Genomic DNA, 24,987 nt, shown 5'->3' with positions numbered 1-24,987 from the left:
GATCCTGCCGCCGGCAAGACGGCCCAGCCCGGCATCCACTGCGGCATCCACCCTTGAACCGGCCTTGACCCGAGGCCATGCCTTTTCCCGACCGACGACGATGACCCAGCCGCCAAGCCAGCCATTCCCGCCGCCGACCGCTCCCGCCAGCCCCGGTGCGCCAGCCGCTGCCGCACGCTTTTCCGCCTGGCGCCAGGCCTTGCGCATGGCCCGGCGCGACTGGCTGGCCGGCGAACTGAACCTGCTGCTGTTTGCGCTGGTGCTGGCCGTGGCCGCGCTCAGCAGCGTCGGCTTCCTGGCCGACCGCATGCGGCTGGGGCTGGAGCGCGATGCGCGCCAGATGATCGGCGCCGACGTGCTGCTGGTGGCCGACCAGCCGTTTCCCGCCGGCTTCGCCGACCACGCCCGGCAGGCCGGGCTGGCGGTGGCCCAGACCGTGACCTTCCCCAGCATGGCCACGGCCCGCGGCGCGGCGGCGGGCGACGCGCCGAGCCGGCTGGCCGCGCTCAAGGCCGTCAGTCCGGCCTATCCGCTGCGGGGGCGGCTCAAGACGAGCGCCGCGCCGGGCGGCCCCGAGACGGTTGCCGAAGGCATTCCCGAGCCCGGCACGGTGTGGGTCGATGAAGCCCTGCTCGATGCGCTGGGGCTGCGCATGGGCGATACCGTCCAGCTCGGCAGCCGTGGCTTCCGTGTCGCGCGCATCCTCACCCAGGAGCTGGACCGCGGTGCCGGCTTCATGAACTTCGCGCCGCGCGTGATGCTGGCGCTGTCGGACCTGGACAGCACCGGCCTGGTCGGCTGGGGCAGCCGCGTCAGCTACCGGCTGCTGGTGGCGGGTGCCGATCCCGCCGCCGCTGCCTTCCAGCGCTGGGCCCAGCAGGAGATCGCGCGGCTCGGCCTGCGCAATATGCGGGTCGAGTCGCTGGAGACCGGCCAGCCGCAGATGCGCGCCACGCTCGACCGCGCCGAGCGTTTCCTGTCGCTGGTGGCGGTGCTGTCGGCGATGATCGCCGCGGTGGCGATCGCCATGTCGGCGCGCCGCTACGTGCAGCGTCACACCGATGCCTGCGCGGTCTACAAGTGCCTGGGGCTGTCGCGCGGGCAGATCCTGCGCGCCTTCGGGCTGGAATTCGTGCTGCTGGGCCTGGCCGGCGCTGCCGTCGGGGTGGCGCTGGGCTATCTGGCGCACTATGGCCTGCTGCTGTCGCTGGGCGGCCTGCTGACCGTGACCTTGCCGCCGCCGTCGCCGCGCCCGGCCGCGCTCGGCCTGCTGTCGGGCCTGGTCCTGCTGAGCGGTTTCGCCTTGCCGCCGTTGCTGTCGCTGACGCGCGTATCGCCGTTGCGCGTGCTGCGGCGCGACCTCGGCCTGCCGCCGGTATCGGCCTGGCTGGCCTACGGCTTCGGGCTGGCCGCCTTCGGCCTGCTGCTGCTGGCCGCCGCGCGCGACCTCAAGCTCGGCCTGCTGACGGCAGGCGGCTTCCTCGCGGCAGGCCTGTTGTTCGGCCTGTTGTCGCTGGCGGTGCTGGGCGCGCTGGCGCGGCTGCTGCGCGGGCGCCTGGGCAGCGGCGTGGCCGGGGTCGGCTGGCGTTTCGCGCTGGCGGTGCTGGAGCGGCGGCGCGGCGTCACTGTGCTGCAGACGGTGGCCCTGGCGGTGGGCCTGATGGCGCTGCTGCTGCTCGGCATGACGCGCAGCGACCTGATCGCCTCGTGGCGCGGTGCCACGCCCGCCGACGCGCCCAACCGCTTCGTCATCAACATCCAGCCCGACCAGCGCGACGCCCTGCGCGCCCGGCTCGCCGGCGCTGGTATCCAGGACCTGCTGTATCCGATGGTGCGCGGGCGCCTCACCCATATCGACGGCCGCGCGGTGACGGGAGCCGACTATCCGGCCGAGCGGGCGCGCAACCTGGTCGAGCGGGAATTCAACCTGTCCTACATGGACACCCTGCCCGAGGGCAACCGCGTGGTTGCCGGCAGCTGGCCGCGCGGGCAGCTGGCCGGGGCCTCGGTGGAAGAGGGCATCGCCCGCACCCTCGGCATCCGCCTGGGCGACACGCTGCGCTTCGATGTGGCGGGCCAGCCGGTGGAGGCCAGGGTGACATCGCTGCGCAAGCTCGACTGGAGTTCGATGCGCGTCAATTTCTTCGTGATCCTGCCACCGGCCATGATGCACGGCATGCCGGAGACCTACATCACGGCCTTCCACCTGCCGTCGGCGCAGGCGCCGCTGGATAACCGGCTGGTGGCGGCTTTCCCCAACATCACCGTGGTCAACACCGAGCTGATCCTGCGCCAGGTGCAGCAGGTGCTGGACCAGGTCATCGCCGCGGTCGAGTTCCTGTTCGCCTTCACGCTGGCGGCCGGTGTGACGGTGCTGTATGCGGCGCTGTCAGGCACGCGCGACGAGCGCCGGCGCGACGCCGGCCTGCTCAAGGCGCTGGGGGCCTCGGCCGCGCTGGTGCGCCAGACCCAATACGCGGAGTTCCTGGTGGTGGGCGCGCTGGCCGGCCTGCTGGCCAGCCTGGGCGCGCTCGCGGTAGGCTGGGGGCTGGCCACGCAGGTGTTCGATTTTCCCTACCGCTTCAATCCGTGGATCGTGCCGGCCGGCGTGGTGGCGGGGGCGCTGTGTGCGTTGGCCGGCGGCTGGCTGGGCCTGCGCGAAGTGCTGCGCCAGCCGGCCCTGGCGACCTTGCGCGACGCCTGAGGCAGGCACGGCCGCCGCCGGGGGCCGTCGCCATGAAACGGGGGACCCGGCCCGCCGCCGCGCGTGCGGCCGGATCCCCGTATTCCCCGTATCATGGCGGCTTTCGGCAGCCCTGTTCGACAGCCCTGATCCAGCCAACACCCCTTACGGCATGACGAGTACGGAACACAACGACACCCCGGGCGACGGCGCAAAGCGCGAAACCAGCGCCTACGAACTGATCGGCGGCGAGGCGCGCGTGCGCGAACTGGTCGACCGCTTCTACGACCTGATGGACCTCGAGCCGGAGTTCGCCGGACTGCGCGCGCTGCATCCCGCCTCGCTGGACGGCTCGCGCGACAAGCTGTTCTGGTTCCTGTGCGGCTGGCTCGGCGGGCCCAACTACTTCATCGAGCGCTTCGGCCACCCGCGCCTGCGCGCGCGCCATCTGCCCTTCGAGATCGGCACCAGCGAGCGTGACCAGTGGATGCGCTGCATGGCGCTGGCGATGCAGGACACGGGCCTGCCGGAGCCGCTGCAGCTGCGCCTGATGGAGGCCCTGTTCCAGACCGCCGACTGGATGCGCAACGTGGCGCGCTGAGCGCGCCGGCGCCGCCTCCGTCCAATTTTTCGACTAGCAGGAGATCGCCAGGCATGACGGACAAGCTTCCCGCCGCCGCCCGCCGCGTGCTCGATTTCTGGTTCGGCACACCCGACTCTCCCGCCTGGGATACCTCGCGCCGCGAGTGGTTCGCCAAATCGGCCGCTTTCGACGACACCATCCGTCAGGCCTTCCTGGCCGAATGGGAGGCCGCCGCCGCGCCCGGTGGCGAGGCGCAGGACGCCGCCTGGGCACAGACGCCGGAAGGCACCTGCGCGCGCATCGTGCTGCTCGACCAGTTCCCGCGCAACCTGTTCCGCGGCGATGCGCGCAGCTTCGCCACCGATGCGCGCGCACTGGCGCTGGCGCGCCGGCTGGTGGCCGGCGGCGGCGACCTGCGCCTGCCGACAGGCTGGCACCGCATGTTCTGCTACCTGCCCTTCGAGCATGCGGAAGAACTCGCGGCCCAGGACGAATCGGTCAGGCTGACGCACCGGCTGCGCGACGAGAGTGGCGGCGCGGTCGACACCGTGGAGTGGGCCGACAAGCACCGCGCCATCATCGTGCGCTTCGGGCGTTTCCCGCACCGCAATGCGATCCTGGGGCGGGCCGGCACGGCCGAGGAAGCGGCCTTCCTGCGCGAGCCGGGCTCGTCCTTCTAGGCCATGGCTGCGCGGGGCAGGGCGGCGCCGGCGGCGCTCAGGCCTCGGCGCGCTTTTCCTGCCACTTGTCGACGGTCACACGCGGTGCCTGCTCCAGCTTGGCGAGCAGACCGGCCGGCGCGGTGTCGACGTGCAGCAGGTCGGCATGGACCTGCTTGAGGAAGCCTTCCTGCACCGCATGCGAGAGGAAGCCCAGCATGCCGTCGTAGAAGCCCGCCACATTGAGCAGGCCGATGGGTTTGGCGTGGTAGCCGAGCTGCTGCCAGGTGACGGTCTCGAACAATTCTTCGTAGGTGCCCACGCCGCCGGGCATGGCGATGAAGGCGTCGGCGCGGTCGGCCATCATCTGCTTGCGCTCGTGCATATTGCGCACCACGTGCAGCTCGCTCAGCCCGCGGTGGCCGACCTCCTTGTCCATCAGCGCCTGCGGGATGATGCCGATGGCGGTGCCGCCATGGGCCAGCACGGCGTCGGCGATGATGCCCATCAGGCCGACCTTGCCGCCGCCGTAGACCAGCGCCAGGCCGCGCTCGGCCAGCGCCTGGCCGAGCGCACGCGCCTGTTCGGCGTATTCGGGACGGTGGCCGGGGCTGGAGCCGCAGTACACGCAGACGGATTTCACTTCGATTCCTTGATGGTCTGGGCGGCCTTGACGGCCGCGTAATCGCGCGCTAGCTGGTCGAAGGCGGCACGCGCCTTGCCGCGCAGGTAGGGCGCGAGGATGGAGAAGATGTGGTAGCTGGAGCCGTGCAGGTAGCCGCGGATCCGTTCCGGGTCGTTGTACTGGCGCGGGTGCTGCACGAACTGGAACGACAGCCAGTAGGTGGCGACCACGACGATATTGGTGCAGATGGCTTCGACCTGCTCGGGCGTGGCCACCATCTCGCCGTCCTCGATGAACTGCCGGCAGATGGCCTGGGCGAAGCGGTTCTTCTGCTCGACGATGCGCTTGAAGTTGGTCTCCAGCATCCGGTTGCGCGCCAGCAGGTCGTTGATGTCGCGATAGAGGAAGCGGTAGTTCCACAGGAACTCGGACATGTACTGGAGGTAGCCCCAGCTTTCGTCGAGCGTGGCCTTGTGGTCGTCGGGCAGCTTCAGGCGGCGCTCCATCTCCTGCTCGAACTGCACGAAGATGGAGTTGATGATGTCGTCCTTGTTGCGGAAGTGATAGTAGAGGTTGCCGGGACTGATCTCCATCGCCTCCGCGATCGTGGTGGTGGTCACGTTCGGCTCGCCCAGTTCATTGAACAGGCGCAGCGAGACGTCGAGGATGCGGTCCCTCGTGCGGCGGGGGCCGGTTTGCGGTTTGGATTCCATGGGCTGCCGTTGGATCGGGGCGTGGGACAGCGATTATAAGCAAACACCGCCCGTTCCCTGGCTTTCCGGGCTCCCCGCTACCGCGCCGCCCGCCGCCATGCGCCGAAGTCAGGACGCCTGCAGCCAGCGTGCCACCAGCGGCTCGAGGATCGCGATCCAGGTTCCGCCGCACAGGATCAGCGCCAGCATGACCGCCGCGCTGCCGTAGTCCTTGGCGCGCTTGGACAGGCTGTTGCGCTCCAGCGAGATGCGGTCGACCGCGGCTTCGACACTGGAGTTGAGCAATTCCACGATCAGCACCAGCAGCAGCGTGCCCAGCAGCAGGATGCGCTCGACCACGCTGACCGGCGCCAGCAGCGCGCACGGCGTCAGGATGGCCACCAGCGTCAGTTCCTGGCGGAAGGCGCTTTCCTCCAGCACGGCATAGCGCAGGCCGGACAGGGAGTTGACGGCGGCGCGCCAGGCGCGCGCCAGGCCGCGGTTGCCCTTGTACGGGTTGTGCTCGATGGTGTACTCAGTGCTCGCTTCGGCCGGCGTTGGCACCGGAGCCGGTTTCGCCTTGGAGGGAAGCGGTGCGGATTGCGGCTGCATTTTCGACATGGTCTTGCGGTTGGCGTGAGGCCGTGGCGCCGCCGTGGGCGGCGGCCAGCGGCCGCAGATGAGACAGGAACTGCTCGGTAGCGGCGCGCCACGAGAACAGCTCGGCATGAGCGCGGGCGGTGGCGCGATCGATGCGCAGCGCTTCCAGGCAGGCTTCGCGCAGGTCTTCGTGCATCACGCCGGCCCGGCTCTCGCCCAGCACGTCGATGGGGCCGGTGACCGGGTAGGCTGCCACCGGCAGGCCGCTGGCCAGCGCTTCCAGCAGCACCAGGCCGAAGGTATCCGTGCGGCTCGGAAAGACGAAGACATCGGCCGAAGCATACACCTTGGCCAGCTCGGGCTGGCTCAGCACGCCCAGATAGTTGGCACCCGGATAACGCGCGCGCAGCGAGGCCAGGGCCGGGCCGTCGCCGACCACCCACTTCGAGCCCGGCAGGTCCAGCGCGAGGAAGGCCTCGACGTTCTTCTCGACGGCGACGCGGCCGACGTAGAGGAAGATCGGATGCGCCGTGTTCAACACGTTGGCGCGCTGGGCGGTGAACACGTCCAGGTCCACTCCGCGCGACCACAGCACGGCGTGGCCGATGCCGTAGCGGCGCAGGTCGTCGAGCACTACCGGGGTCGGCGCCATCACAGCCCGGGCCGGCCCGTGGAACCAGCTCAGGAAGCGGTAGGTCCAGGCCAGCGGGATGCCGAAGCGCGCTTGCACGTACTCCGGGAAGCGCGTGTGGTAGGCCGTGGTGAAGGGCACCTTGCTGCGCAGCGCATGCCGGCGCGCTGCCATGCCGAGCGGACCTTCGGTGGCGATATGCAGCGCGTCCGGCGCGAAGGCGCGGATGCGTTCGGCGACCGCGCGGCCGGGCAGCAGCGACAGGCGGATTTCGGGATAGGTAGGGCACGGCACGGTACGGAACTCGAGCGGCGTGAGCAGTTCCACCGTGTGCCCCATGGCCTCCAGCTCGCGGCGCGTCGACTTGAGCGTGCGCACCACGCCGTTGACCTGCGGTTCCCAGGCGTCGGTGACGATCAGGATCTTCATGCTGGCTCCTCGCGGCGCTGGCCGCTTGTGCATCGGTCCGCCTTGCTGCGCGGACATGGTTGGTCTGGGGAGGCGGCGCGCCGGCGGGCGCCGCGCGGGATTCAGGCGGGCAGGGCGGCGCGGCGTCGGCGCGCGCGCGGCGGCGCCGGCGGGTCGAGCAAGGTGGTCCAGTAGACGATCTTCAACTCGCCTTCCATGGTCTCGACCAGTGCCGACAGGCTTTCGACCCAGTCGCCGTCGTTGCAATAGAGCTGGCCGTCGACCTCGCGGATCTCGGCCTTGTGGATATGGCCGCAGATGACGCCGTCGCAGCCGCGCCGGCGCGCTTCTTCGACCATCGCGTGCTCGAAGGAGTTGATGTAGTTGACCGCGTTCTTGACCTGGTGCTTCAGGTATTGCGACAACGACCAGTAGGGGAAGCCGAGGCGCGCGCGCACCCGGTTGAAATGGCGGTTCAAGGCCAGGATCACGGTGTACAGCGAGTCGCCCAGGTAGGCCAGCCAGCGTGCGTGCTGTACCACGCCGTCGAACAGGTCGCCGTGCACCACCCACAGGTGCCGGCCGGTGGCGGTCACGTGGACTGCATCCTCGCGCACCGTGATGTCGCCGAAGGCGAGGCCGTCGAACTGCCGCGCCATCTCATCGTGGTTGCCCGGCACGTAGATCACTTCGGTGCCCTTGCGCGCCTTGCGCAGCAGCTTCTGCACCACATCGTTGTGGCTTTGCGGCCAGTACCAGCCGCGCCGCAGTTGCCAGCCGTCGATGATGTCGCCGACCAAGTAGAGCCGCTCCGATTCGTTGTGCTTGAGGAAGTCGAGCAGGTAGTCGGCCTGGCAGCCCGCGGTGCCCAGGTGGACGTCCGAGACCCAGATGGCGCGGTAGCGCTGCACCGTGTGCGGGGCGGTTTGCCTGGCGTCGTGCTGATTGGCGTCGGAGAGGGCGGGGGTGGCGGCGGGGGCGGGACGGGCTGCCGGGGCATCGAGCCCGGAGGGCGGCATGAAGGCGGCCAGCGCGACTGGCAGGGGCGGGGTCCCGGCAGCACTGCCGCGCAGCTTGTGCGCGGCCCGGGCGAGACAGCCGCGGGCGAATCGGATTGCGTGAACCATGGCGGCACCGGTAAGGGCGATGGCTGCATTGAGCCAGTGCCCCATGACTGCGGCGTGACGAGAACATGAATGTCACATGAAGACCGGGGCGGCCGGGACCGGCCCGCAACCGCTCTCCCCAGGTCTCCCGGGAGGACTCCGATCAGGCCTTGCGCGGCGCGCGTGCCGACGGCGTGGCGCCGGCAGCATGCGGTGCGGCACTGGCGAAGGCGTCGAGGGCGGCGAGCACGGCGTCGCGTGCGCGCGGATGGCGCAGCAGCGCCACGTGGCCGACGCCCGCCAGCGGCCAGTGGCGGGCGCCGGGCAGGCAACTGGTGCCGGCCGGGCCGGCGATGGAGTCATGCCAGCTGAACACGGAGGCGAGCAGGGCGCGTTCGGCCGGCCCTTCGGCGTCGGCCAGCGCACGCAGCCAGGCGCTGTCGCAGCGCATCTGGCGCGCGCTGGCGCCGGCCCCCAGGCTGGCCAGTGCGCAGCCCTGGTGCGGCGAGCCCAGTGTGACCAGTCCGGCGCAGGGCGCGCCGCCTTCGGCGCGGCCGCGCACCAGCGCCGCCCGCGCGGCCAGCCCGCCCATGCTGTGGCACAGCAGCAGCGGTGCCTGGCCGGTGCGCGCATGGATGGCGCGCATGCGCGCCAGCACGGTGCCTGCATGGTTGTCGATGCTGTCGAACAGGGGCAGGAGGTCGATCGCCTCGCAGGCGTAGCCCGCCGCCGCCAGCGCCGGCTGCAGGTCGAGCCACACGGCATGATTGCAGGCGTAGCCATGCACCAGCAGCAGTGGCGGCCGCGCCGGCGCGCCGGCGTGCGGCGGGACGAAGGACAGGCTGGAGCGGAAGGGCTCGATCCAGTTGAACATGCGGAACACGGCCGTGCATTCGTACAGGTAGCAGGCCAGTGCCGCGGCCGCCCCGAGCGGGGCGATGGCGGCTGCCTGCGGCACGGCAGGGCGCCGCGTGGCGGGGACGCCCGCGCCAGACAGCGAGATGGCGAAGGCGCCGGCCACGACCAGCCCGAACACCAGTGCGGCCAGCAAGGCCGCCCCCAGCGCTGCCGCCGGCCAGCGCCAGCCGGCCCAGCGGGCCAGTGCCGCGGCGCAGGCCAGCCCCAGGCCGAACTGCCCGGCCAGGGCGAGCCGGCGCAGGGCGCTGGCCGAGAGCGTCATGCCCGCGGCGGCCGCAGGTCGGCCAGCCGGGTGCCGGCCAGGCGATCGTGCAGGAAGCGGCGCTGCGGGTCGAGCCAGGCGAGCATCACCCACAGCAGCAGTCCAGCGGCCAGCACGGCCAGGAAGGGGCCCTTGACCAGCCCCAGCGCGTGGCCGACGGCGGCCGAGGGCGGCAGCCACAGCCAGGCGAGCAGATAGCGCCAGGCTGCCTGCGGCCAGCGCGGCGGTTTGCCCTGCGCGGTTTCCACGCGCATGCGCCAGGTCTGCATGGCCAGTGTCTGCCCGTTGCGCTGCCAGAACCAGACGAAGTACAGGCCCATCGCCAGGAAGCTCCATGCCTGCATCGCCAGCGCCGTATCCAGCCCCGATGCGCGCAGGCCGGGCCGGATCACCAGGTAGGCGGCGGTGGATGCGCTCAGCACGCCGAACAGCAGCACGCCCTCGTAGAGCATGCAGGCGAGGCGGCGGCGCAGGGACGGTGAGCGGCTGGCGGCGGGCGGTTCGGCGAAGGTGGCGGCAGTCATGGCGCGGGCGGACGTCGGGCACCAGCAGGCGCCCGCCCGCGGGGATCGCGGGCATCGCGGCATTATGCCAAAGGGCGCCGGCGGCGCGTGCGGCCGCAGGCAGAGGCCAGGCCTGCCGGGTGTTCCTGCTTCAGTTGCGGGGGGTCGCGTCGGCCGGGGTGGTGGCCGCGGTATCGGTGGCAGGCTCGGCCGGTTCGGCGGCCTGCGGGGTCGGAGCCGAGGCCGGCGCGGGCGCGCTTTCGGCCACGGCGGCACTGGCCGCCGGCTTGGCCGTGGCCGCCGCCGGGGTGGGGGCGGTCGGCGCGCTGGCCGGCACGGCCGGCCGCGCCAACGGCTTGCCGGTCTGCACGGGCAGGCGCCTGGCCGATGGCAGGGCGCTGACGGCTCCCGGGTGGTGCGGGGTTTCGGCGGCAGCGAGTTTCTTCTTCTGCTCTTCCGGCAGGTGCTGGTACTTGTCCCAGGCCTCGGCCTTCTTGGCCGCCGGCAGCGAGCGCGTGATCTGGTAATTCTCGCGTGCCAGGCGGCGCTGCTGCGGCGTCATCCGGATCCACTCGGTCATGCGCGCCTGCAGCCGGGACTGCTCGGCCGGCGAGAACTTCGGGTAGCGCTCGGCGATCTGCAGCCACTTGCGCCGGTGCAGCTCGCCCAGGCTCTCCCAGGCGGGTTGCAGCGGGGCCAGGATGCGCTGCTGGACCGGGGTCAGTTCGTCCCACTTGGGACGGGCCTGCGCAGCGCCGCGCGCGGGTGCCGGCACCGAGGCGGCCGCGGAAGCGGCCGGTGCGCTGCCTTGCGCGTGCGCGGAGGGCGGATTCAGCACCCAGGCGGCGGCTGCGACCAGTCCTGCGGACACGATCAGAACCAGCCGGCGACGAGGAGCGTCGGAGTGGGGGCGGATCATCGGGCTTATTGGCCGCGCTTGAGGAAAACGTGGAAGCCCTGGTCGGCGTAGGCGGCCGGGGGCAGTTCGTCCAGCAACATGGCGGCATCCACGTCCGCCAGTTCGTCGATGCGCTTCTGCTGTTGCCACTGGTAGATCGCCACCAGCCCGATGGCCAGCACGATCAGCGCCCACAGCAGCGCGAGCCGGCGCAGCCAGCTGCCGGCGCGGTGCAACGGCGTATCGTCTTCTTCGAAGATGGGCGCGGCATCTGCGCCGGCCAGCGCCAGTCGCGGTACCTTGACCGTGACCTCTGCCTTCTTGTGCGCCAGCGCGATGCGGCGCGCGGCGGCCAGCCGCTCGCTCAGCGCGGGCGGCAACTCCTGCGCCGAGGCGTCGAGGGCCTGGCGCACTTCATGTACAAAGCGGCGTTCCTGGATTTCTCTGTCGTTTCTGCTCATAGTCGGACCCCCCGCGCTCGCAGGGCCTGCGCCAGTGTGTGCGTGGCACGGGAACAGTGCGTCTTGACGCTGCCTTCCGAACAGCCCATGACCGCGGCGGTCTCGGCGACGTCCATATCCTCCCAGTAACGCATCAGGAATGCCTCGCGTTGACGCGCAGGCAGCCGCTGGATCTCCTGTTCGATGATATGCATGGTCTGCGCCCGCTCCACCTTGTCGGCGCTGCTTTCGGCCGATTCGCTGCCGATTTCGGCCTCCAGTGTCTCGAGCAGGTCGTTGTCGTCGCCTTCCCGGTCGTCGCGCAGGTTGGAAAACAGCGTGACCCAGGTATTGCGCACCTTCTGGCGGCGGAACCAGTCGTGGATGGTGTTCTGCAGGATGCGCTGGAACAGCGGTGGCAGTTCCGCCGCCCCCTTGTCGCCATATTTTTCGGCGAGCTTGATCATGGCGTCCTGGACGATGTCCAGGGCGGCTTCGTCGTCACGTACTGCAAACACGGCCTGCTTGAAGGCGCGCCGCTCGACGCTGGCGAGAAAATCAGAAAGTTCCTGTTCGGTTGCCATGCAGGCAGAAGCAGACGGTGGCTCGTGGTTGGCGCTATTGCGGCCTGGGATGTGCGGCCTGAGGCCTTCGGCACATCCAAAATTGGAGCGATGCTAGCAAAAAAACGGGCTCCCCGACACGTTGTCTCTTTTGTAATACAGGTGTGCTGCCGGTGTGGCGGCGCAGCCGGCGACACGCGGGTGCCGCGGAAAATACCGTGGACCGCGCTGATGCAATACAGTATCATCTCCCGTTCACACGACATCTGTGGTTGTCTCATCCGGCCGCTTATGAGGCGGTCTCCCATGCAGACGCGCACCGCTTGAACCCGTGCCACAAGCCCGGCAGAGAGCATCCAAACAATTTTTTGCCGAAAATTGCAAAGGACTGACATGAACATGCCCAGCGCGGAATTCTCCCACGCAGACAGCAATTCATCCGCCGCACCCGAAATGATCGGGGCGGAAATCCTCGTCCACGCACTGGCCGAAGAAGGCGTCGAGTACGTCTGGGGCTACCCCGGTGGGGCAGTGCTGTATATCTACGACGAGTTCTACAAGCAGAAGAAGATCGAGCACATCCTGGTGCGCCACGAGCAGGCAGCGGTCCATGCGGCCGACGGCTATGCGCGCGCCACCGGCAAGGTCGGCGTGGCCCTGGTGACCTCGGGTCCCGGCGTCACCAACGCGGTGACCGGCATCGCCACCGCCTACCTGGATTCGATCCCGATGGTCGTGATCACCGGCAACGTGCCGACCTCCGCCATCGGCCAGGACGCCTTCCAGGAGTGCGATACGGTCGGCATCACGCGGCCCATCGTCAAGCACAACTTCCTGGTCAAGGACGTGCGCGACCTCGCCGCCACCATCAAGAAGGCCTTCTACATCGCCGCGACCGGCCGTCCGGGCCCGGTGGTGGTCGACATCCCGAAGGACGTCTCGCGCAATGCCTGCCGCTACGAGTATCCGAAGGCGGTCGACATGCGCTCGTACAACCCGGTGAACAAGGGTCACTCGGGCCAGATCCGCAAGGCCCTGGCCCTGCTGCTGGGTGCCGAGCGTCCGTTCATCTATTCGGGCGGCGGCGTGGTGCTGGCCAATGCCAGCGACGAGCTGCGCCAGCTGGCCCAGCTCACCGGTTTCCCGGTCACCAACACGCTGATGGGCCTGGGCGCGTTCCCCGGCACCAGCAAGCAGTTCGTCGGCATGCTGGGCATGCACGGCACGTATGAAGCCAATATGGCCATGCAGAACTGCGACGTGCTGATCGCCATCGGCGCGCGCTTCGATGACCGCGTGATCGGCAACCCGGCGCACTTCACCTCGCAGGCGCGCAAGATCATCCACATCGATATCGATCCGTCCTCGATCTCCAAGCGGGTCAAGGTCGACATCCCCATCGTCGGCAACGTCAAGGACGTGCTGCAGGAGCTGATCTCGCAGCTGCAGGCGAGCGAGACCAAGCCGCGCCGCGAGCCGCTGGCCAAGTGGTGGGAGCAGATCGAGAAGTGGCGTTCGGTCGACTGCCTGAAGTATGACCGCGACTCCGAGATCATCAAGCCGCAGTACGTGGTCGAGAAGATCTGGGAACTGACCAAGGGCGACGCCTTCGTCTGCTCCGACGTGGGCCAGCACCAGATGTGGGCCGCGCAGTTCTACAAGTTCGACCAGCCGCGCCGCTGGATCAACTCCGGCGGCCTGGGCACGATGGGCGTGGGCCTGCCGTACGCGATGGGCATCAAGAAGGCCTTCCCCGAGAAGGAAGTGGTGACCATCACCGGCGAAGGCTCGATCCAGATGTGCATCCAGGAACTGTCGACCTGCCTGCAGTACGACACCCCGGTCAAGATCTGCGCGCTCAACAACCGCTATCTCGGCATGGTGCGCCAGTGGCAGGAGATCGAGTACGACAACCGCTACTCGCATTCCTACATGGACGCGCTGCCCGACTTCGTCAAGCTGGCGGAGGCCTACGGCCACGTCGGCATGCGTATCGAGAAGACCGCCGACGTGGAGCCCGCGCTGCGCGAGGCCTTCCGCCTGAAGGACCGTACCGTGTTCCTGGACTTCCAGACCGACCCGACCGAAAACGTCTGGCCGATGGTGCAGGCCGGCAAGGGCATCTCCGAAATGCTGCTCGGCGCGGAGGACCTGTGATGCGTCATATCATTTCGGTCCTGCTGGAAAACGAGGCCGGTGCGCTGTCGCGCGTGGTCGGCCTGTTCTCGGCCCGCGGCTACAACATCGAGACCCTGACCGTGGCGCCGACGGAAGACCAGTCGCTGTCGCGCATGACCATCGTCACCACCGGCTCGGACGACGTGATCGAACAGATCACCAAGCACCTGAACCGCCTCGTCGAGGTGGTCAAGGTGGTCGACCTGACCGAGGGCGCGCACATCGAGCGCGAACTGATGCTGGTCAAGGTGCGCGCGGTCGGCAAGGAGCGCGAGGAAATGAAGCGTACCGCCGACATCTTCCGCGGCCGCATCATCGATGTCACCGAGAAGACCTATACCATCGAGCTGACCGGCGACGGCGGCAAGCTGGATGCCTTCCTCGACGCCATCGACCGCACCGCCATCCTGGAAACGGTGCGTACCGGCGGTTCGGGCATCGGTCGCGGCGAACGCATCCTCAAGGTCTGAGCAGCACCACAGGCGCAGTATCCACGGCGGTGCGGACCCGCCGGGCCATGTGTCCCAGGGGCGCCGCCAATCCATACCAAGATAGACAGCAAGCGAAGGAACAATCATGAAAGTGTTTTACGACAAGGACGCCGACCTCTCCCTGATCAAGGGCAAGAACGTCACCATCATCGGCTACGGCTCGCAAGGCCACGCCCACGCGCTGAACCTGAAGGACTCGGGCGTCAACGTGACGGTCGGCCTGCGCAAGAATGGCGCCTCGTGGAACAAGGCGGTCAACGCCGGCCTGACGGTCAAGGAAGTGGCCGAAGCCGTGAAGGGCGCCGACGTGGTCATGATCCTGCTGCCGGACGAGCAGATCGCCGACGTGTACAAGAACGAAGTGCACGCCAACATCAAGGAAGGTGCAGCGCTGGCCTTCGCCCACGGCTTCAACGTGCACTACGGTGCGGTGATCCCGCGCGCCGACCTCGACGTGATCATGATCGCGCCGAAGGCTCCCGGCCACACCGTGCGCTCGACCTACTCGCAAGGCGGCGGCGTGCCCCACCTGATCGCCGTGCACCAGGACAAGTCCGGCGCCGCCCGTGACATCGCCCTGTCGTACGCCACCGCCAACGGCGGCGGCCGCGCCGGCATCATCGAGACCAACTTCCGCGAAGAGACCGAGACCGACCTGTTCGGCGAGCAGGCCGTGCTGTGCGGCGGTACCGTCGAGCTGATCAAGGCGGGCTTCGAGACCCTGGTGGAAGCAGGCTACGCGCCCGAGATGGCTTACTTCGAGTGCCTGCACGAGCTCAAGCTGATCGTCGACCTGATCTACGAAGGCGGCATCGCCAACATGAACTACTCGATCTCGAACAACGCCGAATACGGCGAGTACGTCACCGGTCCGCGCGTGGTGACGGAAGAGACGAAGAAGGCGATGAAGCAGTGCCTGACCGACATCCAGACCGGTGAATACGCCAAGAGCTTCATCCTCGAGAACAAGGCCGGCGCCCCGACCCTGATCTCGCGCCGCCGCCTGACGGCCGAGCACCAGATCGAAGAAGTGGGTGCGAAGCTGCGCGCGATGATGCCCTGGATCGCCAAGAACAAGCTGGTCGACCAGTCGAAGAACTAAGCTGGCGCGAGCCGGCAGGCCAGGCGGGGCAAGGCCCCGCAGGCCATGGCCGTCCCGTCTCCCGTCCATGCCCCCTGCTTTCGAGGGGCGATTCGGGCGGAGACGGGACGGCTTTTTGTTATCCTTGTCAGACTTTACTCAACGCACAAGTCCTGCATGAACTATCCTCATCCGCTGATCGCCCGTGAAGGCTGGCCGTTCCTGGCCGGCGCCTTTGTCATCTCGCTGCTGGTCAACGCCGGCGCGGGCTTCTGGTGGGCATTGCCGCTGTGGATCATCACGCTGTTCGTTCTGCAGTTCTTCCGCGATCCGCCGCGCCCGGTGCCGCAGCAGCCCAACGCGGTGCTGGCGCCGGCAGATGGCCGCATCGTCGCCGTGGAGAAGGTGCAGGACGGCTACGCCGGCCGCGAGGCGCTGAAGATCAGTGTGTTCATGAACGTCTTCAACGTTCATTCGAACCGCAGCAGCATCGATGGCACGGTCGAGAAAATCGAATACTTCCCCGGCAAGTTCGTCAATGCCGACCTCGACAAGGCTTCGAGCGAGAACGAGCGCAACGCGGTGGTGATCCGCCGCGCGGCCGACGGCCAGCTCGTCACGCTGGTGCAGGTGGCCGGCCTGGTGGCGCGCCGCATCCTGTGCTACACGAAGGTGGGCGAAACCCTCTCGCGCGGCCAGCGCTACGGCTTCATCCGCTTCGGCTCGCGCGTTGATGTCTACCTGCCGCTGAGCGCGCGTCCGCGCGTGACCATCGGCGAGAAGGTGTCGGCATCGTCGACCGTGCTGGCCGAGCTCGACGTCGCAGGCGGGCAGCAGTAAGCGGCCGCGGCGCACAGGAGAACCGGCATGGGTGCATTCAACCGGCGCAACAAGCGCGTCAGCAACGGCAACGTGACCCATCTGCGGCCGTTCCGCCACAATCAGCTGCGCGGCGACGCGGGCGGCTACGGCCCGCACAGCGACCGCGACGATGCGGACGAGCACGATGACGTGGTCTTCGTGCGGCCGCGCCACCGCGGCATCTACCTGCTGCCGAATGCCTTCACCACGGCGGCCCTGTTCGCAGGCTTCTTCGCCATCGTGCAGGCGATGAACATGCGCTTCGACGTGGCCGCCATCGCCATCTTCGCGGCCATGGTGCTCGACGGCATGGACGGCCGTGTGGCACGCATCACGCACACGCAGAGCGCCTTCGGTGAGCAGTACGATTCGTTGTCTGACATGACCTCGTTCGGCGTGGCGCCGGCACTGGTGATGTACGAGTGGATCCTGCATGACCTGGGCAAGTGGGGCTGGCTGGCAGCCTTCGTCTACTGTACCTGCGCGGCGCTGCGGCTGGCGCGCTTCAACGCGAATATCGGCGTGGTCGACAAGCGCTTCTTCCAGGGGCTGCCGAGCCCGGCGGCGGCGGCGCTGGTGGCCGGCTTCGTCTGGCTGGTGATCGACAACAAGCTGTCGGTGAAGGACCTGTGGATGCCGTGGGTGGCATTCGGCATCACGCTCTATGCAGGCCTGTCGATGGTGTCGAACGCGCCGTTCTACAGTGGCAAGGCGCTCGACGTGCGCTACCGCGTGCCGTTCGGCGTGATGGTGCTGGTGCTGGTGCTGTTCGTGGTGGTGTCCACCGATCCGCCGGTGGCCCTGTTCGGCCTGTTCGTGGTCTATGCGATCTCGGGCTATGTACTGTGGGCCTGGCGTGGGCTGCATGGCCAGCCGGGCGTGGCACGGGTGCGTGACAACGGCAAGGGTTCCTAGCCGGACTGGAGGAACAAGGGCGCTGCGGCGCCCTTGTCCGTTCTGCGGCGGCGTCCGGCCCGGCGTGCGGGTTCGGTATTGTCTGCGCCGTCCGTCTTTGCCTTTGTTTGCAGGCGGACGGCCGCGCATCGGTTACGCTGCGGCTTCGTTTTCCCGCCGCGGTCCTGCCCGTCGCGGCCTTGCCGGGGCGGGAGCTTCACCGTGTAGTGCACAAGCCCCATCAGGAGGTCATCATGAGCGTGCTGGACTTCATCAAGGAAGCAGGAGAGAAACTCTTCGGCGGAGCGGCGCAGGCCGCCCCCGCGCCGGACAGCGGGGCGGCCGATGCGGCCGCCAAGGCGGACGAGGCCAACCGTGCCGCCGGTGTCGCGATCGAGGACTACATCCGCAAGATGGGCCTGGACGCCACCGCCCTGAGCGTGCAGGTCGACGGCTCGCAGGGACTGGTGACGGTCTTCGGCGTGGCGCCGGACCAGGCCACGCGGGAGAAGATCATCCTGTGCTGCGGCAATGTGCAGGGCGTGGACAAGGTCGACGACAAGATGTCGGTCAATGTCGCGTCGGCCGAGTCGCAGTGGCACACGGTGGTCAAGGGCGACACGCTGTGGGCCATCTCGCAGGAGGCCTATGGCAACGGCGCCGAGTACAACCGCATCTTCGAGGCCAACCGGCCGATGCTGTCGAACCCGGACAAGATCTATCCGGGGCAGAAACTGCGCATCCCGCCCAAAGCGTGAGTTCCCCGGGCGCGCGGAAGGGGCGGGTGCCTCGGGATTTTCCCGGGGGCCTCGGCAAGAATTCCGTATTGCGCGCGGCCGCCAAACCGGATATATTGCTCTGCATGATTTCGCGCCAAGCCCTCTCCACCCGCATCCTACTAGGTAGCCTACTAGGCCACCCGGTCGGGACGCGTGCGCGCTGAGGACGATAGAGGACGATCGAGCCCTCGCGCGAAGCCACACAGGATTCAAACGCCCCGGCCTGCCTTGTTGCACGCCGGGGCGTTTTGCATTCAGCAGCCCGCACATCCCGGCAGCAGGCAGGCCGACACTGCAAAAAACTGGCCCAGGAGCCCCACCATGTCTGACAAGCTCATCATTTTCGACACCACCTTGCGCGATGGCGAGCAATCGCCCGGCGCCTCGATGACGCGCGAGGAGAAGATCCGTATCGCCCGCCAGCTCGAGCGACTGAAGGTCGACGTGATCGAGGCCGGTTTCGCCGCCAGCTCGAATGGTGATTTCGAGGCCATCCGCGCCATTGCCCAGACCGTCAAGGATTCGACCATCTGCTCGCTGGCCCGCGCCAACGACAAGGACATCGCGCGTGCCGCCGAGGCGCTGAAGCCGGCCAATTCCTTCCGCATCCATACCTTCATCGCCACGTCGGCGCTGCACATGGAGAAGAAGCTGCGCATGACGCCCGACCAGGTCTACGAGCAGGCCCGCCTGGCGGTGCGCTTCGCGCGCCAGTTCACCGATGACATCGAGTTCTCGCCCGAGGACGGCAGCCGCTCGGACATGGACTTCCTGTGCCGCGTGCTGGAAGCGGTGATCGCCGAAGGCGCCACCACCATCAACCTGCCCGATACCGTTGGCTACGCGGTGCCGGAAGGCTATGCCGGCCTGATCCGCTCGGTGCGCGAGCGCATCCCCAATTCCGACAAGGCGATCTGGTCGGTGCATTGCCACAACGATCTCGGCATGGCCGTGGCCAACTCGCTGGCGGCGGTCAAGCTCGGCGGCGCGCGCCAGATCGAGTGCACCATCAACGGCCTGGGCGAGCGTGCCGGCAACACCAGCCTGGAAGAGGTGGTGATGGCGGTCAAGACCCGCCGCGACTATTTCGACCTCGACGTCGGTGTCGATACCACCCAGATCGTGCCGGCCTCCAAGCTGGTCTCGCAGATCACCGGCTTCGTGGTGCAGCCCAATAAGGCCGTGGTCGGCGCCAATGCCTTCGCGCATGCGTCCGGCATCCACCAGGACGGCGTGCTCAAGGCGCGCGACACCTACGAAATCATGCGCGCGGAGGACGTGGGCTGGAGCGCCAACAAGATCGTGCTGGGCAAGCTCTCCGGCCGCAACGCCTTCAAGCAGCGCCTGCAGGAACTGGGCATCGAGATGGAGAGCGAAGCCGAGATCAACGCCGCCTTCACCCGTTTCAAGGAACTGGCTGACCAGAAGGCCGAGATCTTCGACGAAGACATCGTCGCCATCGTCTCCGACGAGGCCACCGAGGCGTCCAACGAACACTACCGCTTCGTTTCGCTGTCGCAGCGTTCGGAGACCGGTGAGCGTCCGCATGCCCGCGTCGTCTTCAATATGGACGGACAGGAGCAGATCGGCGAGGCCGAGGGCAACGGCCCGGTCGATGCCACGCTGCACGCCATCGAGGGCAAGGTCGGCAGCGGCGCCGAACTGGTGTTGTACTCGGTCAACGCCATCACCACCGGCACGCAGGCCCAGGGCGAGGTCACGGTGCGCCTGTCGAAGGCCGGCCGTATCGTCAACGGCGTGGGCACCGATCCCGACATCGTTGCAGCTTCGGCCAAGGCCTATCTGGCCGCGCTGAACAAGCTGCACGACAAGGCCGTGCAGAAGATCAACCCGCAGATCTGATCCGGATTCGCGCTGGCGGTCGACGGCCGATCCGGCCCGAAGACCGGAACGACCCGCCTGCCTCCGACCCGGAGGTAGGCGGGTTTTTTCATGGCCGCGCGGGCTCGCCTCAGCGCCGGCGGTCGGCGTCGTAGAGCGGGTCGGGCGTGACCTGGGTCTGGCGCAGCACGCCGCTGTCGTCGAAGTAGAAGTTGAACATCGAAGGCCACTGGCCCTCGTGCTTGAAACGGTACGACCAGACTTCGCGCTTCATCAGCGGGAAGTACTGCACCGGCTCGCGCGACTTGCCGAAGTGCTCGAGCACGTCACGCTTGGTCCAGGTGCCGACCTCGGCCTTGTACAGCTCGGCCGTCTGCAGCATCTGCCGGAAGGCGGTCAGCCGGCCCTGGCTGTCGAAGTCGGCGGCGTAGGCCTGCTGGCCGAGCGGCTGCTTGGAATAGATCCAGCGGCTGGTGCCGTCGCGCAGGGAAAAAATGTCGGTCGGTTGGCCGAAGGTGGCCTGGACCGTGGCCTGTGGTGCGCCGAGCAGCTTCTGGCCTTCCTGCTCGGGAGCCAGCACGGCGCAGGCCGAGAGCGCGGCGGCGGCCAGGACCAGCGCCGATTGCGCGACGATACGCGGAAAAGAGGAGGGCATGGTAATCCTTGGGTTCCTGCGGCACCGGGGCGCGAGGCATCCCGGCAGCAGGCCGATGCGGAGAGTGTAGCGGGCGCATGCCGGGCGTGTGAAGCCGGCGGCAACCCGGCCGGCTCAAGGCCGGCCCCGATTTCCCGCGTGATCTCCCCTCTATTTTCTATTTATTGCGCGGATCCCGCCCCCAATTTCCGCTTGCGATCCGCTGTGTGCCGGACTTGGCCTGGCCCGGCGCGCTCGCGTACCATGCTCGTTTTCTGGCGGGAGGGTGGACGTGCAAGAGACGGCGGAGAAGGCGGAATCCGGTTGCGGGGCGGGTGCGGGTCGGCGCCTGCGGCCATGGCGCTGGCTGGCGGCGGGGCTGGTGTGCCTGGCGGCTGCGACGGCCGGCGCACAGGAGCCGATCCGGCTGGGCATGATCGACGGACTTTCCGGTCCCTTCGCCAATGCCGGCGAAATGGTGGCGCGCAACCTGCGCCTGGCCATCGAGCAGGTCAATGCGCGCGGCGGCGTCAAGACCGCCGAGGGCATGCGCCCGCTGGACCTGGTGACCTTCGACAGCAAGGGCAATGTCGACGAGAGCCTGATCCAGTTCCGCGCGCTGGTCGACAAGCGCATTCCCTTCGTACTGCAGGGCAACAGTTCGGCGGTGGCGGGCGCACTGGTGGCGGCGGTCAACCGCCACAATGCGCGCGAGCCGGGTGCGCGCGTGCTGTTCCTCAACTATTCCGCGGTCGATCCCGGGCTGACCAACGAGAACTGCAGCTTCTGGCACTTCCGTTTCGATGCCAGCGCCGATATGCGCATGCAGGCCCTGGCCGAGGCCATCCGCACCGACAAGTCGGTGCGCCGCGTCTACCTGATCAACCAGGACTACAGTTTCGGCCACCAGGTTTCGCAGTCGGCGGCCGCCATGCTGGCCGCCAAGCGACCGGACGTGAAGGTGGTGGGGGAGGAATTCCATCCCATCGGCAAGGTCAAGGATTTCGCGCCCTACATCGCCAAGATCAAGGCCAGCGGCGCCGATGCGGTGATCACCGGCAACTGGGGCAACGATCTCACGCTGATGGTCAAGGCGGCGCGCGAGGGCGGCCTCGGCGCCAGGTTCTACACCTTCTACGGCAACAGCCTCGGCGCGCCGGCGGCGATGGGCGATGCCGGCGTCGGCCAGGTGCTGGCGGTGGCCGAATGGCATCCCAATGTCGGCGGTGCCGCGTCGGACGCGTTCTACCGGGCCTTCCGCGCGCGCTACCCGGAGCCCAGGGACGACTACCTGCTGCTGCGCATGCAGGTGATGATCGAGATGCTGGCGCGCGCCATCGAGCAGGCCGGCTCGACCGACGCGGTCAAGGTGGCGCACGCGCTCGAAGGCATGCGCTATGTCAACGCCTTCCATGATGCCACCATGCGCGCGGCCGACCACCAGTTGCAGCAACCGCTCTACGTCTCGGTGATGGCGCGCCAGGGCGGCGAGGTGCGCTTCGACAACGAGGGCTCCGGCTATGGCTTCCGCACGGTGCGCAAGCTGACGGCGGCGCAGGCGATGCTGCCCACCACCTGCCGGATGGAGCGCTACTAGCCTGCCGGCGCGGCCGGCGTGTGCGCCGGCCGCGTTTTCCGCTATAATCGCCGCCTGTCGTTGCCAGGCCAGCCGGCCGGGCGCGGCAGATGCCTGACAAGACACAAGGCACGACGCATGCGGCGCATCCCGCGCTGTGGCGTTCGCAAGTGAAAGGAAATCAACATGGCAGTCGCCGATATCAACAAGTCCGAAGTCATCAAGCAGTTCGCGCGTGGCGCCAACGACACCGGCAGCCCCGAAGTCCAGGTTGCCCTGCTGACCACCCGCATCAACGAACTGACCCCGCACTTCAAGGCCAACATGAAGGATCACCACAGCCGCCGTGGCCTGCTGCGCATGGTGAGCCGTCGTCGTCGCCTGCTGGACTACCTGAAGTCCAGCGATGCGGACCGCTACCGCGCGCTGATCGAGAAGCTGGGCCTGCGCAAGTAAGGCACGGCCGGATGGCGGCACGGAAACTCGGACCGCACGCATTGGCGTGAAGCCGCGATGCCTGCGTCAGCAACGCTGATGCAGGCATTTTGTTTTTGTGGCCCGTCGCTTGCCGGGCGGCCATCCCGCGCGAGTGGATTTCCATTCACTCCACGTCGCCGCGCCGAACGGCCCGGCGCCCGTTGCACCAAGGCGCGCAACGGGGTAACGTAACCTGTTCTTTACCCAACGGATACCGGGGCCAGCCAAGGAAGCAGGGTCTTGTGTCATTCCAGCGCGCCATCGCCGCCCGGGACGGGGTGGCAGGTGGCGCGCTGGAATGGCATAGCACTCCCCTTCGACCGCGACTGGCGCAGACCCGGCAGTTAGCCCGCGGCTGGGAACGCGGGCGTTGCACCCTCGGGTGCAAGCATGAACGAAGACGAAGGAACGCTCATGACCATGTTCAACAAAGTCGTCAAGCAATTCCAGTGGGGCCAGCACTCCGTGCGCATGGAGACCGGCGAGATCGCACGCCAGGCTGGCGGCGCGGTGATCGTCGATGTGGAAGACACCGTGGTGCTCGCCACCGTGGTGGCCGCCAAGACCCCGAAACCCGGCCAGGACTTCTTCCCCCTGACCGTCGACTACATCGAGAAGACCTACGCCGCCGGCAAGATCCCGGGTGGCTTCTTCAAGCGCGAAGGCCGTCCCTCGGAGCTGGAGACGCTGACCTCGCGCCTGATCGACCGTCCGCTGCGCCCGCTGTTCCCGGAAGGCTTCTACAACGACGTGCAGGTGGTTGTCCACGTGCTGTCGCTGAACCCGGAAGTGCCGGCCGACATCCCGGCGCTGATCGCTTCCTCGGCCGCCCTGGCCGTGTCCGGCATCCCCTTCAACGGCCCGGTGGGCGCTGCCCGCGTCGGCTACAAGGACGGCCAGTACCTGCTGAACCCGACCCGCGCGCAGATCGCCAGCTCCGACCTGGACCTGGTCGTGGCGGGTACCGAGCGCGCCGTGCTGATGGTGGAATCGGAAGCCAACCAGCTCTCCGAAGAGGTGATGCTGGGCGCCGTGGTCTATGGCCACGAGCAGATGCAGATCGCCATCAACGCCATCCATGAACTGGTGCGCGAGGGCGGCAAGCCGGAGTGGGACTGGACCGCGCCGGCCAAGAACGAGACCCTGATCGCACAGGTCAGCGAGATCGGCCTGCCGCTGCTGCAGGAAACCTACCAGCTGCGCCAGAAGGCCGCGCGCAGCCAGAAGCTGAAGGAAGTCTACGCGACCGTCGCGGCCAAGCTGCAGGAAGCCGGCGTGGAAGCCGACAAGGTCGAAGTGGGCAACATCCTGTTCGATCTGGAAGCGAAGATCGTGCGTGGCCAGGTCCTGGCCGGCGAGCCGCGTATCGACGGCCGCGACACCCGCACGGTGCGCCCGATCGAGATCCGCTCCTCGGTGCTGCCGCGCGCGCACGGCTCGGCGCTGTTCACCCGCGGCGAGACCCAGGCGCTGGTGGTGGCCACGCTGGGCACCAAGAGCGATGAGCAGATCATCGACGCCCTGTCCGGCGAATACCGCGACCGCTTCATGCTCCACTACAACATGCCCCCGTTCGCCACCGGCGAGACGGGCCGCGTGGGCAGCCCGAAGCGTCGCGAGATCGGCCACGGCCGCCTGGCCAAGCGCGCGCTGATCGCCGTGCTGCCGAAGGAGGACGAGTTCGCCTACACCATCCGCCTGGTATCGGAGATCACCGAGTCGAACGGTTCCTCCTCGATGGCCTCGGTGTGCGGCGGCTGCCTGGCGCTGATGGACGCGGGCGTGCCCGTCAAGGCCCACGTGGCCGGCGTGGCCATGGGCCTGATCCTCGAGGGCAACAAGTTCGCCGTGCTGACCGACATCCTCGGTGACGAGGACCACCTCGGCGACATGGACTTCAAGGTGGCCGGTACCGACCACGGCATCACCGCGCTGCAGATGGACATCAAGGTCCAGGGCATCACCAAGGAAATCATGCAGGTGGCGCTGGCCCAGGCCAAGGACGGCCGTCTGCATATCCTGGGCAAGATGCAGGAAGCGATGGGCCACGCACGCACCGAACTGTCGGCGCACGCACCGCGCATGATCACCATGAAGATCCATCCGGACAAGATCCGCGAAGTGATCGGCAAGGGCGGCTCGACCATCCAGGCGCTGACCAAGGAAACCGGCACCACCATCGACATCCAGGAAGACGGCACGATCACCATCGCGTCGACCTCGACCGAAGGCATGGCGGAAGCCAAGCGCCGCATCGAGGGCATTACCGCGGAAGCCGAAGTGGGCAAGATCTACGCCGGTACCGTGCTGAAGCTGCTGGACTTCGGCGCCATCGTCAACATCCTGCCGGGCAAGGACGGCCTGCTGCACATCTCCGAGATCGTCAACGAGCGTGTCAAGGACATCAAGGACTGGCTGAAGGAAGGCCAGCAGGTGCGCGTCAAGCTGATCCAGGCCGACGAGAAGGGCCGTCTGCGCCTGTCGCTGAAGGCGGCGCTGGCGGAAGAGGGTGGCACCATCACCCCGATCGCGCAAGCCGGCGAGGCAGCGCCCGCACCGGCTGCCGGCTCGACCGAGCAGCAGTAAGCGCGGCAGGCCGCGCC

At 68.1% G+C, this 24,987-nt stretch carries 24 protein-coding genes; 13 read left to right on the top strand and 11 right to left on the bottom strand.

Annotated elements, in window-relative coordinates; translation table 11 throughout:
- Positions 1-100 precede the first annotated feature (100 nt).
- The 3 genes from BKK79_RS05045 to BKK79_RS05035 all read left to right on the top strand — a co-directional run bounded on the left by BKK79_RS05045 (position 101) and on the right by BKK79_RS05035 (position 3,946).
- Entirely contained in the window at positions 101-2,704 is a 2,604-nt protein-coding gene (locus tag BKK79_RS05045; protein WP_071011846.1) for an ABC transporter permease, read from the top strand.
- A gap of 151 nt (positions 2,705-2,855) precedes the next feature.
- Positions 2,856-3,284, top strand: a complete 429-nt coding sequence (locus BKK79_RS05040; RefSeq protein WP_071011851.1) for a group II truncated hemoglobin — start codon at positions 2,856-2,858, stop codon at positions 3,282-3,284.
- 53 nt (positions 3,285-3,337) lie between these two features.
- Positions 3,338-3,946: a DUF924 family protein gene (locus BKK79_RS05035; RefSeq protein ID WP_071037260.1), complete on the top strand. Its 609-nt coding sequence runs from the start codon at positions 3,338-3,340 to the stop codon at positions 3,944-3,946.
- 37 nt (positions 3,947-3,983) lie between these two features.
- Here the strand turns inward: BKK79_RS05035 and BKK79_RS05030 are convergent, their stop codons facing one another.
- The 10 genes from BKK79_RS05030 to BKK79_RS04985 all read right to left on the bottom strand — a co-directional run bounded on the left by BKK79_RS05030 (position 3,984) and on the right by BKK79_RS04985 (position 11,592).
- On the bottom strand, positions 3,984-4,568 hold the full coding sequence (locus BKK79_RS05030; RefSeq protein ID WP_071011855.1) for a TIGR00730 family Rossman fold protein: 585 nt from the start codon (positions 4,566-4,568) through the stop codon (positions 3,984-3,986).
- The gene (locus tag BKK79_RS05025) at positions 4,565-5,263 is read right to left on the bottom strand and encodes a TetR/AcrR family transcriptional regulator (protein WP_071011858.1); all 699 of its coding nucleotides are present in this window, start codon (positions 5,261-5,263) and stop codon (positions 4,565-4,567) included. The genes BKK79_RS05030 and BKK79_RS05025 overlap by 4 nt, the downstream gene beginning before the upstream one ends.
- 108 nt (positions 5,264-5,371) lie before the next feature.
- The gene (locus BKK79_RS05020) at positions 5,372-5,854 is read right to left on the bottom strand and encodes a diacylglycerol kinase (RefSeq protein WP_231907999.1); all 483 of its coding nucleotides are present in this window, start codon (positions 5,852-5,854) and stop codon (positions 5,372-5,374) included.
- Complete coding sequence (locus BKK79_RS05015) at positions 5,778-6,902, bottom strand: glycosyltransferase family 4 protein (RefSeq protein ID WP_071037259.1); 1,125 nt, start codon at positions 6,900-6,902, stop codon at positions 5,778-5,780. Before BKK79_RS05015 ends, BKK79_RS05020 begins: the two co-directional genes overlap by 77 nt.
- A gap of 101 nt (positions 6,903-7,003) precedes the next feature.
- Entirely contained in the window at positions 7,004-8,008 is a 1,005-nt protein-coding gene (locus tag BKK79_RS05010; protein WP_071016214.1) for a UDP-2,3-diacylglucosamine diphosphatase, read from the bottom strand.
- Positions 8,009-8,150: 142 nt separating this feature from the next.
- Positions 8,151-9,167, bottom strand: coding sequence for an esterase/lipase family protein (locus tag BKK79_RS05005; RefSeq protein ID WP_071011861.1), 1,017 nt, complete (start codon positions 9,165-9,167; stop codon positions 8,151-8,153).
- Positions 9,164-9,691, bottom strand: a complete 528-nt coding sequence (locus BKK79_RS05000) for an RDD family protein (protein ID WP_071037258.1) — start codon at positions 9,689-9,691, stop codon at positions 9,164-9,166. The genes BKK79_RS05005 and BKK79_RS05000 overlap by 4 nt, the downstream gene beginning before the upstream one ends.
- A gap of 130 nt (positions 9,692-9,821) precedes the next feature.
- Positions 9,822-10,589 carry a DUF3106 domain-containing protein gene (locus tag BKK79_RS04995; RefSeq protein WP_071037257.1) on the bottom strand — a complete coding sequence of 256 codons (768 nt, stop codon included), beginning with the start codon at positions 10,587-10,589 and terminating at the stop codon, positions 9,822-9,824.
- Positions 10,590-10,594: 5 nt separating this feature from the next.
- Positions 10,595-11,029, bottom strand: coding sequence for a DUF3619 family protein (locus tag BKK79_RS04990; RefSeq protein ID WP_071037256.1), 435 nt, complete (start codon positions 11,027-11,029; stop codon positions 10,595-10,597).
- On the bottom strand, positions 11,026-11,592 hold the full coding sequence (locus tag BKK79_RS04985) for an RNA polymerase sigma factor (RefSeq protein ID WP_071011867.1): 567 nt from the start codon (positions 11,590-11,592) through the stop codon (positions 11,026-11,028). The genes BKK79_RS04990 and BKK79_RS04985 overlap by 4 nt, the downstream gene beginning before the upstream one ends.
- Positions 11,593-11,964: 372 nt before the next feature.
- Here BKK79_RS04985 and BKK79_RS04980 point away from each other — a divergent pair, with 372 nt between their 5' ends.
- The 7 genes from BKK79_RS04980 (at position 11,965) to BKK79_RS04950 (ending at position 19,718) form a co-directional block, all read left to right on the top strand.
- Positions 11,965-13,728, top strand: coding sequence for an acetolactate synthase 3 catalytic subunit (locus BKK79_RS04980; protein WP_071011868.1), 1,764 nt, complete (start codon positions 11,965-11,967; stop codon positions 13,726-13,728).
- Complete coding sequence (gene ilvN, locus BKK79_RS04975; RefSeq protein ID WP_071011870.1) at positions 13,728-14,219, top strand: acetolactate synthase small subunit; 492 nt, start codon at positions 13,728-13,730, stop codon at positions 14,217-14,219. The genes BKK79_RS04980 and ilvN overlap by 1 nt, the downstream gene beginning before the upstream one ends.
- A gap of 106 nt (positions 14,220-14,325) precedes the next feature.
- Positions 14,326-15,342: a ketol-acid reductoisomerase gene (ilvC, locus tag BKK79_RS04970; protein ID WP_071011872.1), complete on the top strand. Its 1,017-nt coding sequence runs from the start codon at positions 14,326-14,328 to the stop codon at positions 15,340-15,342.
- A 156-nt stretch (positions 15,343-15,498) separates the two neighbouring features.
- The gene (locus BKK79_RS04965) at positions 15,499-16,161 is read left to right on the top strand and encodes a phosphatidylserine decarboxylase (protein WP_071011873.1); all 663 of its coding nucleotides are present in this window, start codon (positions 15,499-15,501) and stop codon (positions 16,159-16,161) included.
- Positions 16,162-16,188: 27 nt separating this feature from the next.
- Positions 16,189-17,097: a CDP-diacylglycerol--serine O-phosphatidyltransferase gene (gene pssA / locus BKK79_RS04960; protein WP_071011875.1), complete on the top strand. Its 909-nt coding sequence runs from the start codon at positions 16,189-16,191 to the stop codon at positions 17,095-17,097.
- A gap of 233 nt (positions 17,098-17,330) precedes the next feature.
- The gene (gene lysM / locus BKK79_RS04955; RefSeq protein ID WP_071037255.1) at positions 17,331-17,834 is read left to right on the top strand and encodes a peptidoglycan-binding protein LysM; all 504 of its coding nucleotides are present in this window, start codon (positions 17,331-17,333) and stop codon (positions 17,832-17,834) included.
- Positions 17,835-18,176: 342 nt separating this feature from the next.
- A complete protein-coding gene (locus tag BKK79_RS04950; RefSeq protein WP_071011878.1) occupies positions 18,177-19,718 on the top strand; it encodes a 2-isopropylmalate synthase in 1,542 nt (513 codons plus the stop codon).
- Between the two features lie 109 nt (positions 19,719-19,827).
- On the opposite strand, the gene BKK79_RS04945 is transcribed toward BKK79_RS04950, so the two are convergent.
- Positions 19,828-20,352 (bottom strand): hypothetical protein, encoded by a 525-nt coding sequence (locus tag BKK79_RS04945; RefSeq protein WP_071037254.1) that lies wholly within the window; start codon positions 20,350-20,352, stop codon positions 19,828-19,830.
- Positions 20,353-20,680: 328 nt separating this feature from the next.
- Here BKK79_RS04945 and BKK79_RS04940 point away from each other — a divergent pair, with 328 nt between their 5' ends.
- From BKK79_RS04940 to pnp, 3 genes are all read left to right on the top strand, one after another.
- Positions 20,681-21,928, top strand: a complete 1,248-nt coding sequence (locus tag BKK79_RS04940; RefSeq protein ID WP_071016216.1) for a branched-chain amino acid ABC transporter substrate-binding protein — start codon at positions 20,681-20,683, stop codon at positions 21,926-21,928.
- Between the two features lie 165 nt (positions 21,929-22,093).
- Positions 22,094-22,363 (top strand): 30S ribosomal protein S15, encoded by a 270-nt coding sequence (gene rpsO, locus BKK79_RS04935; RefSeq protein WP_071011883.1) that lies wholly within the window; start codon positions 22,094-22,096, stop codon positions 22,361-22,363.
- 435 nt (positions 22,364-22,798) lie between these two features.
- The gene (pnp, locus tag BKK79_RS04930) at positions 22,799-24,970 is read left to right on the top strand and encodes a polyribonucleotide nucleotidyltransferase (RefSeq protein WP_071011884.1); all 2,172 of its coding nucleotides are present in this window, start codon (positions 22,799-22,801) and stop codon (positions 24,968-24,970) included.
- Positions 24,971-24,987: the final 17 nt, after the last annotated feature.

The sequence above is a fragment of the Cupriavidus sp. USMAA2-4 genome, assembly GCF_001854305.1.
GTDB lineage: Bacteria > Pseudomonadota > Gammaproteobacteria > Burkholderiales > Burkholderiaceae > Cupriavidus > Cupriavidus malaysiensis.
This window is presented reverse-complemented; position numbering and strand designations above follow the sequence as displayed.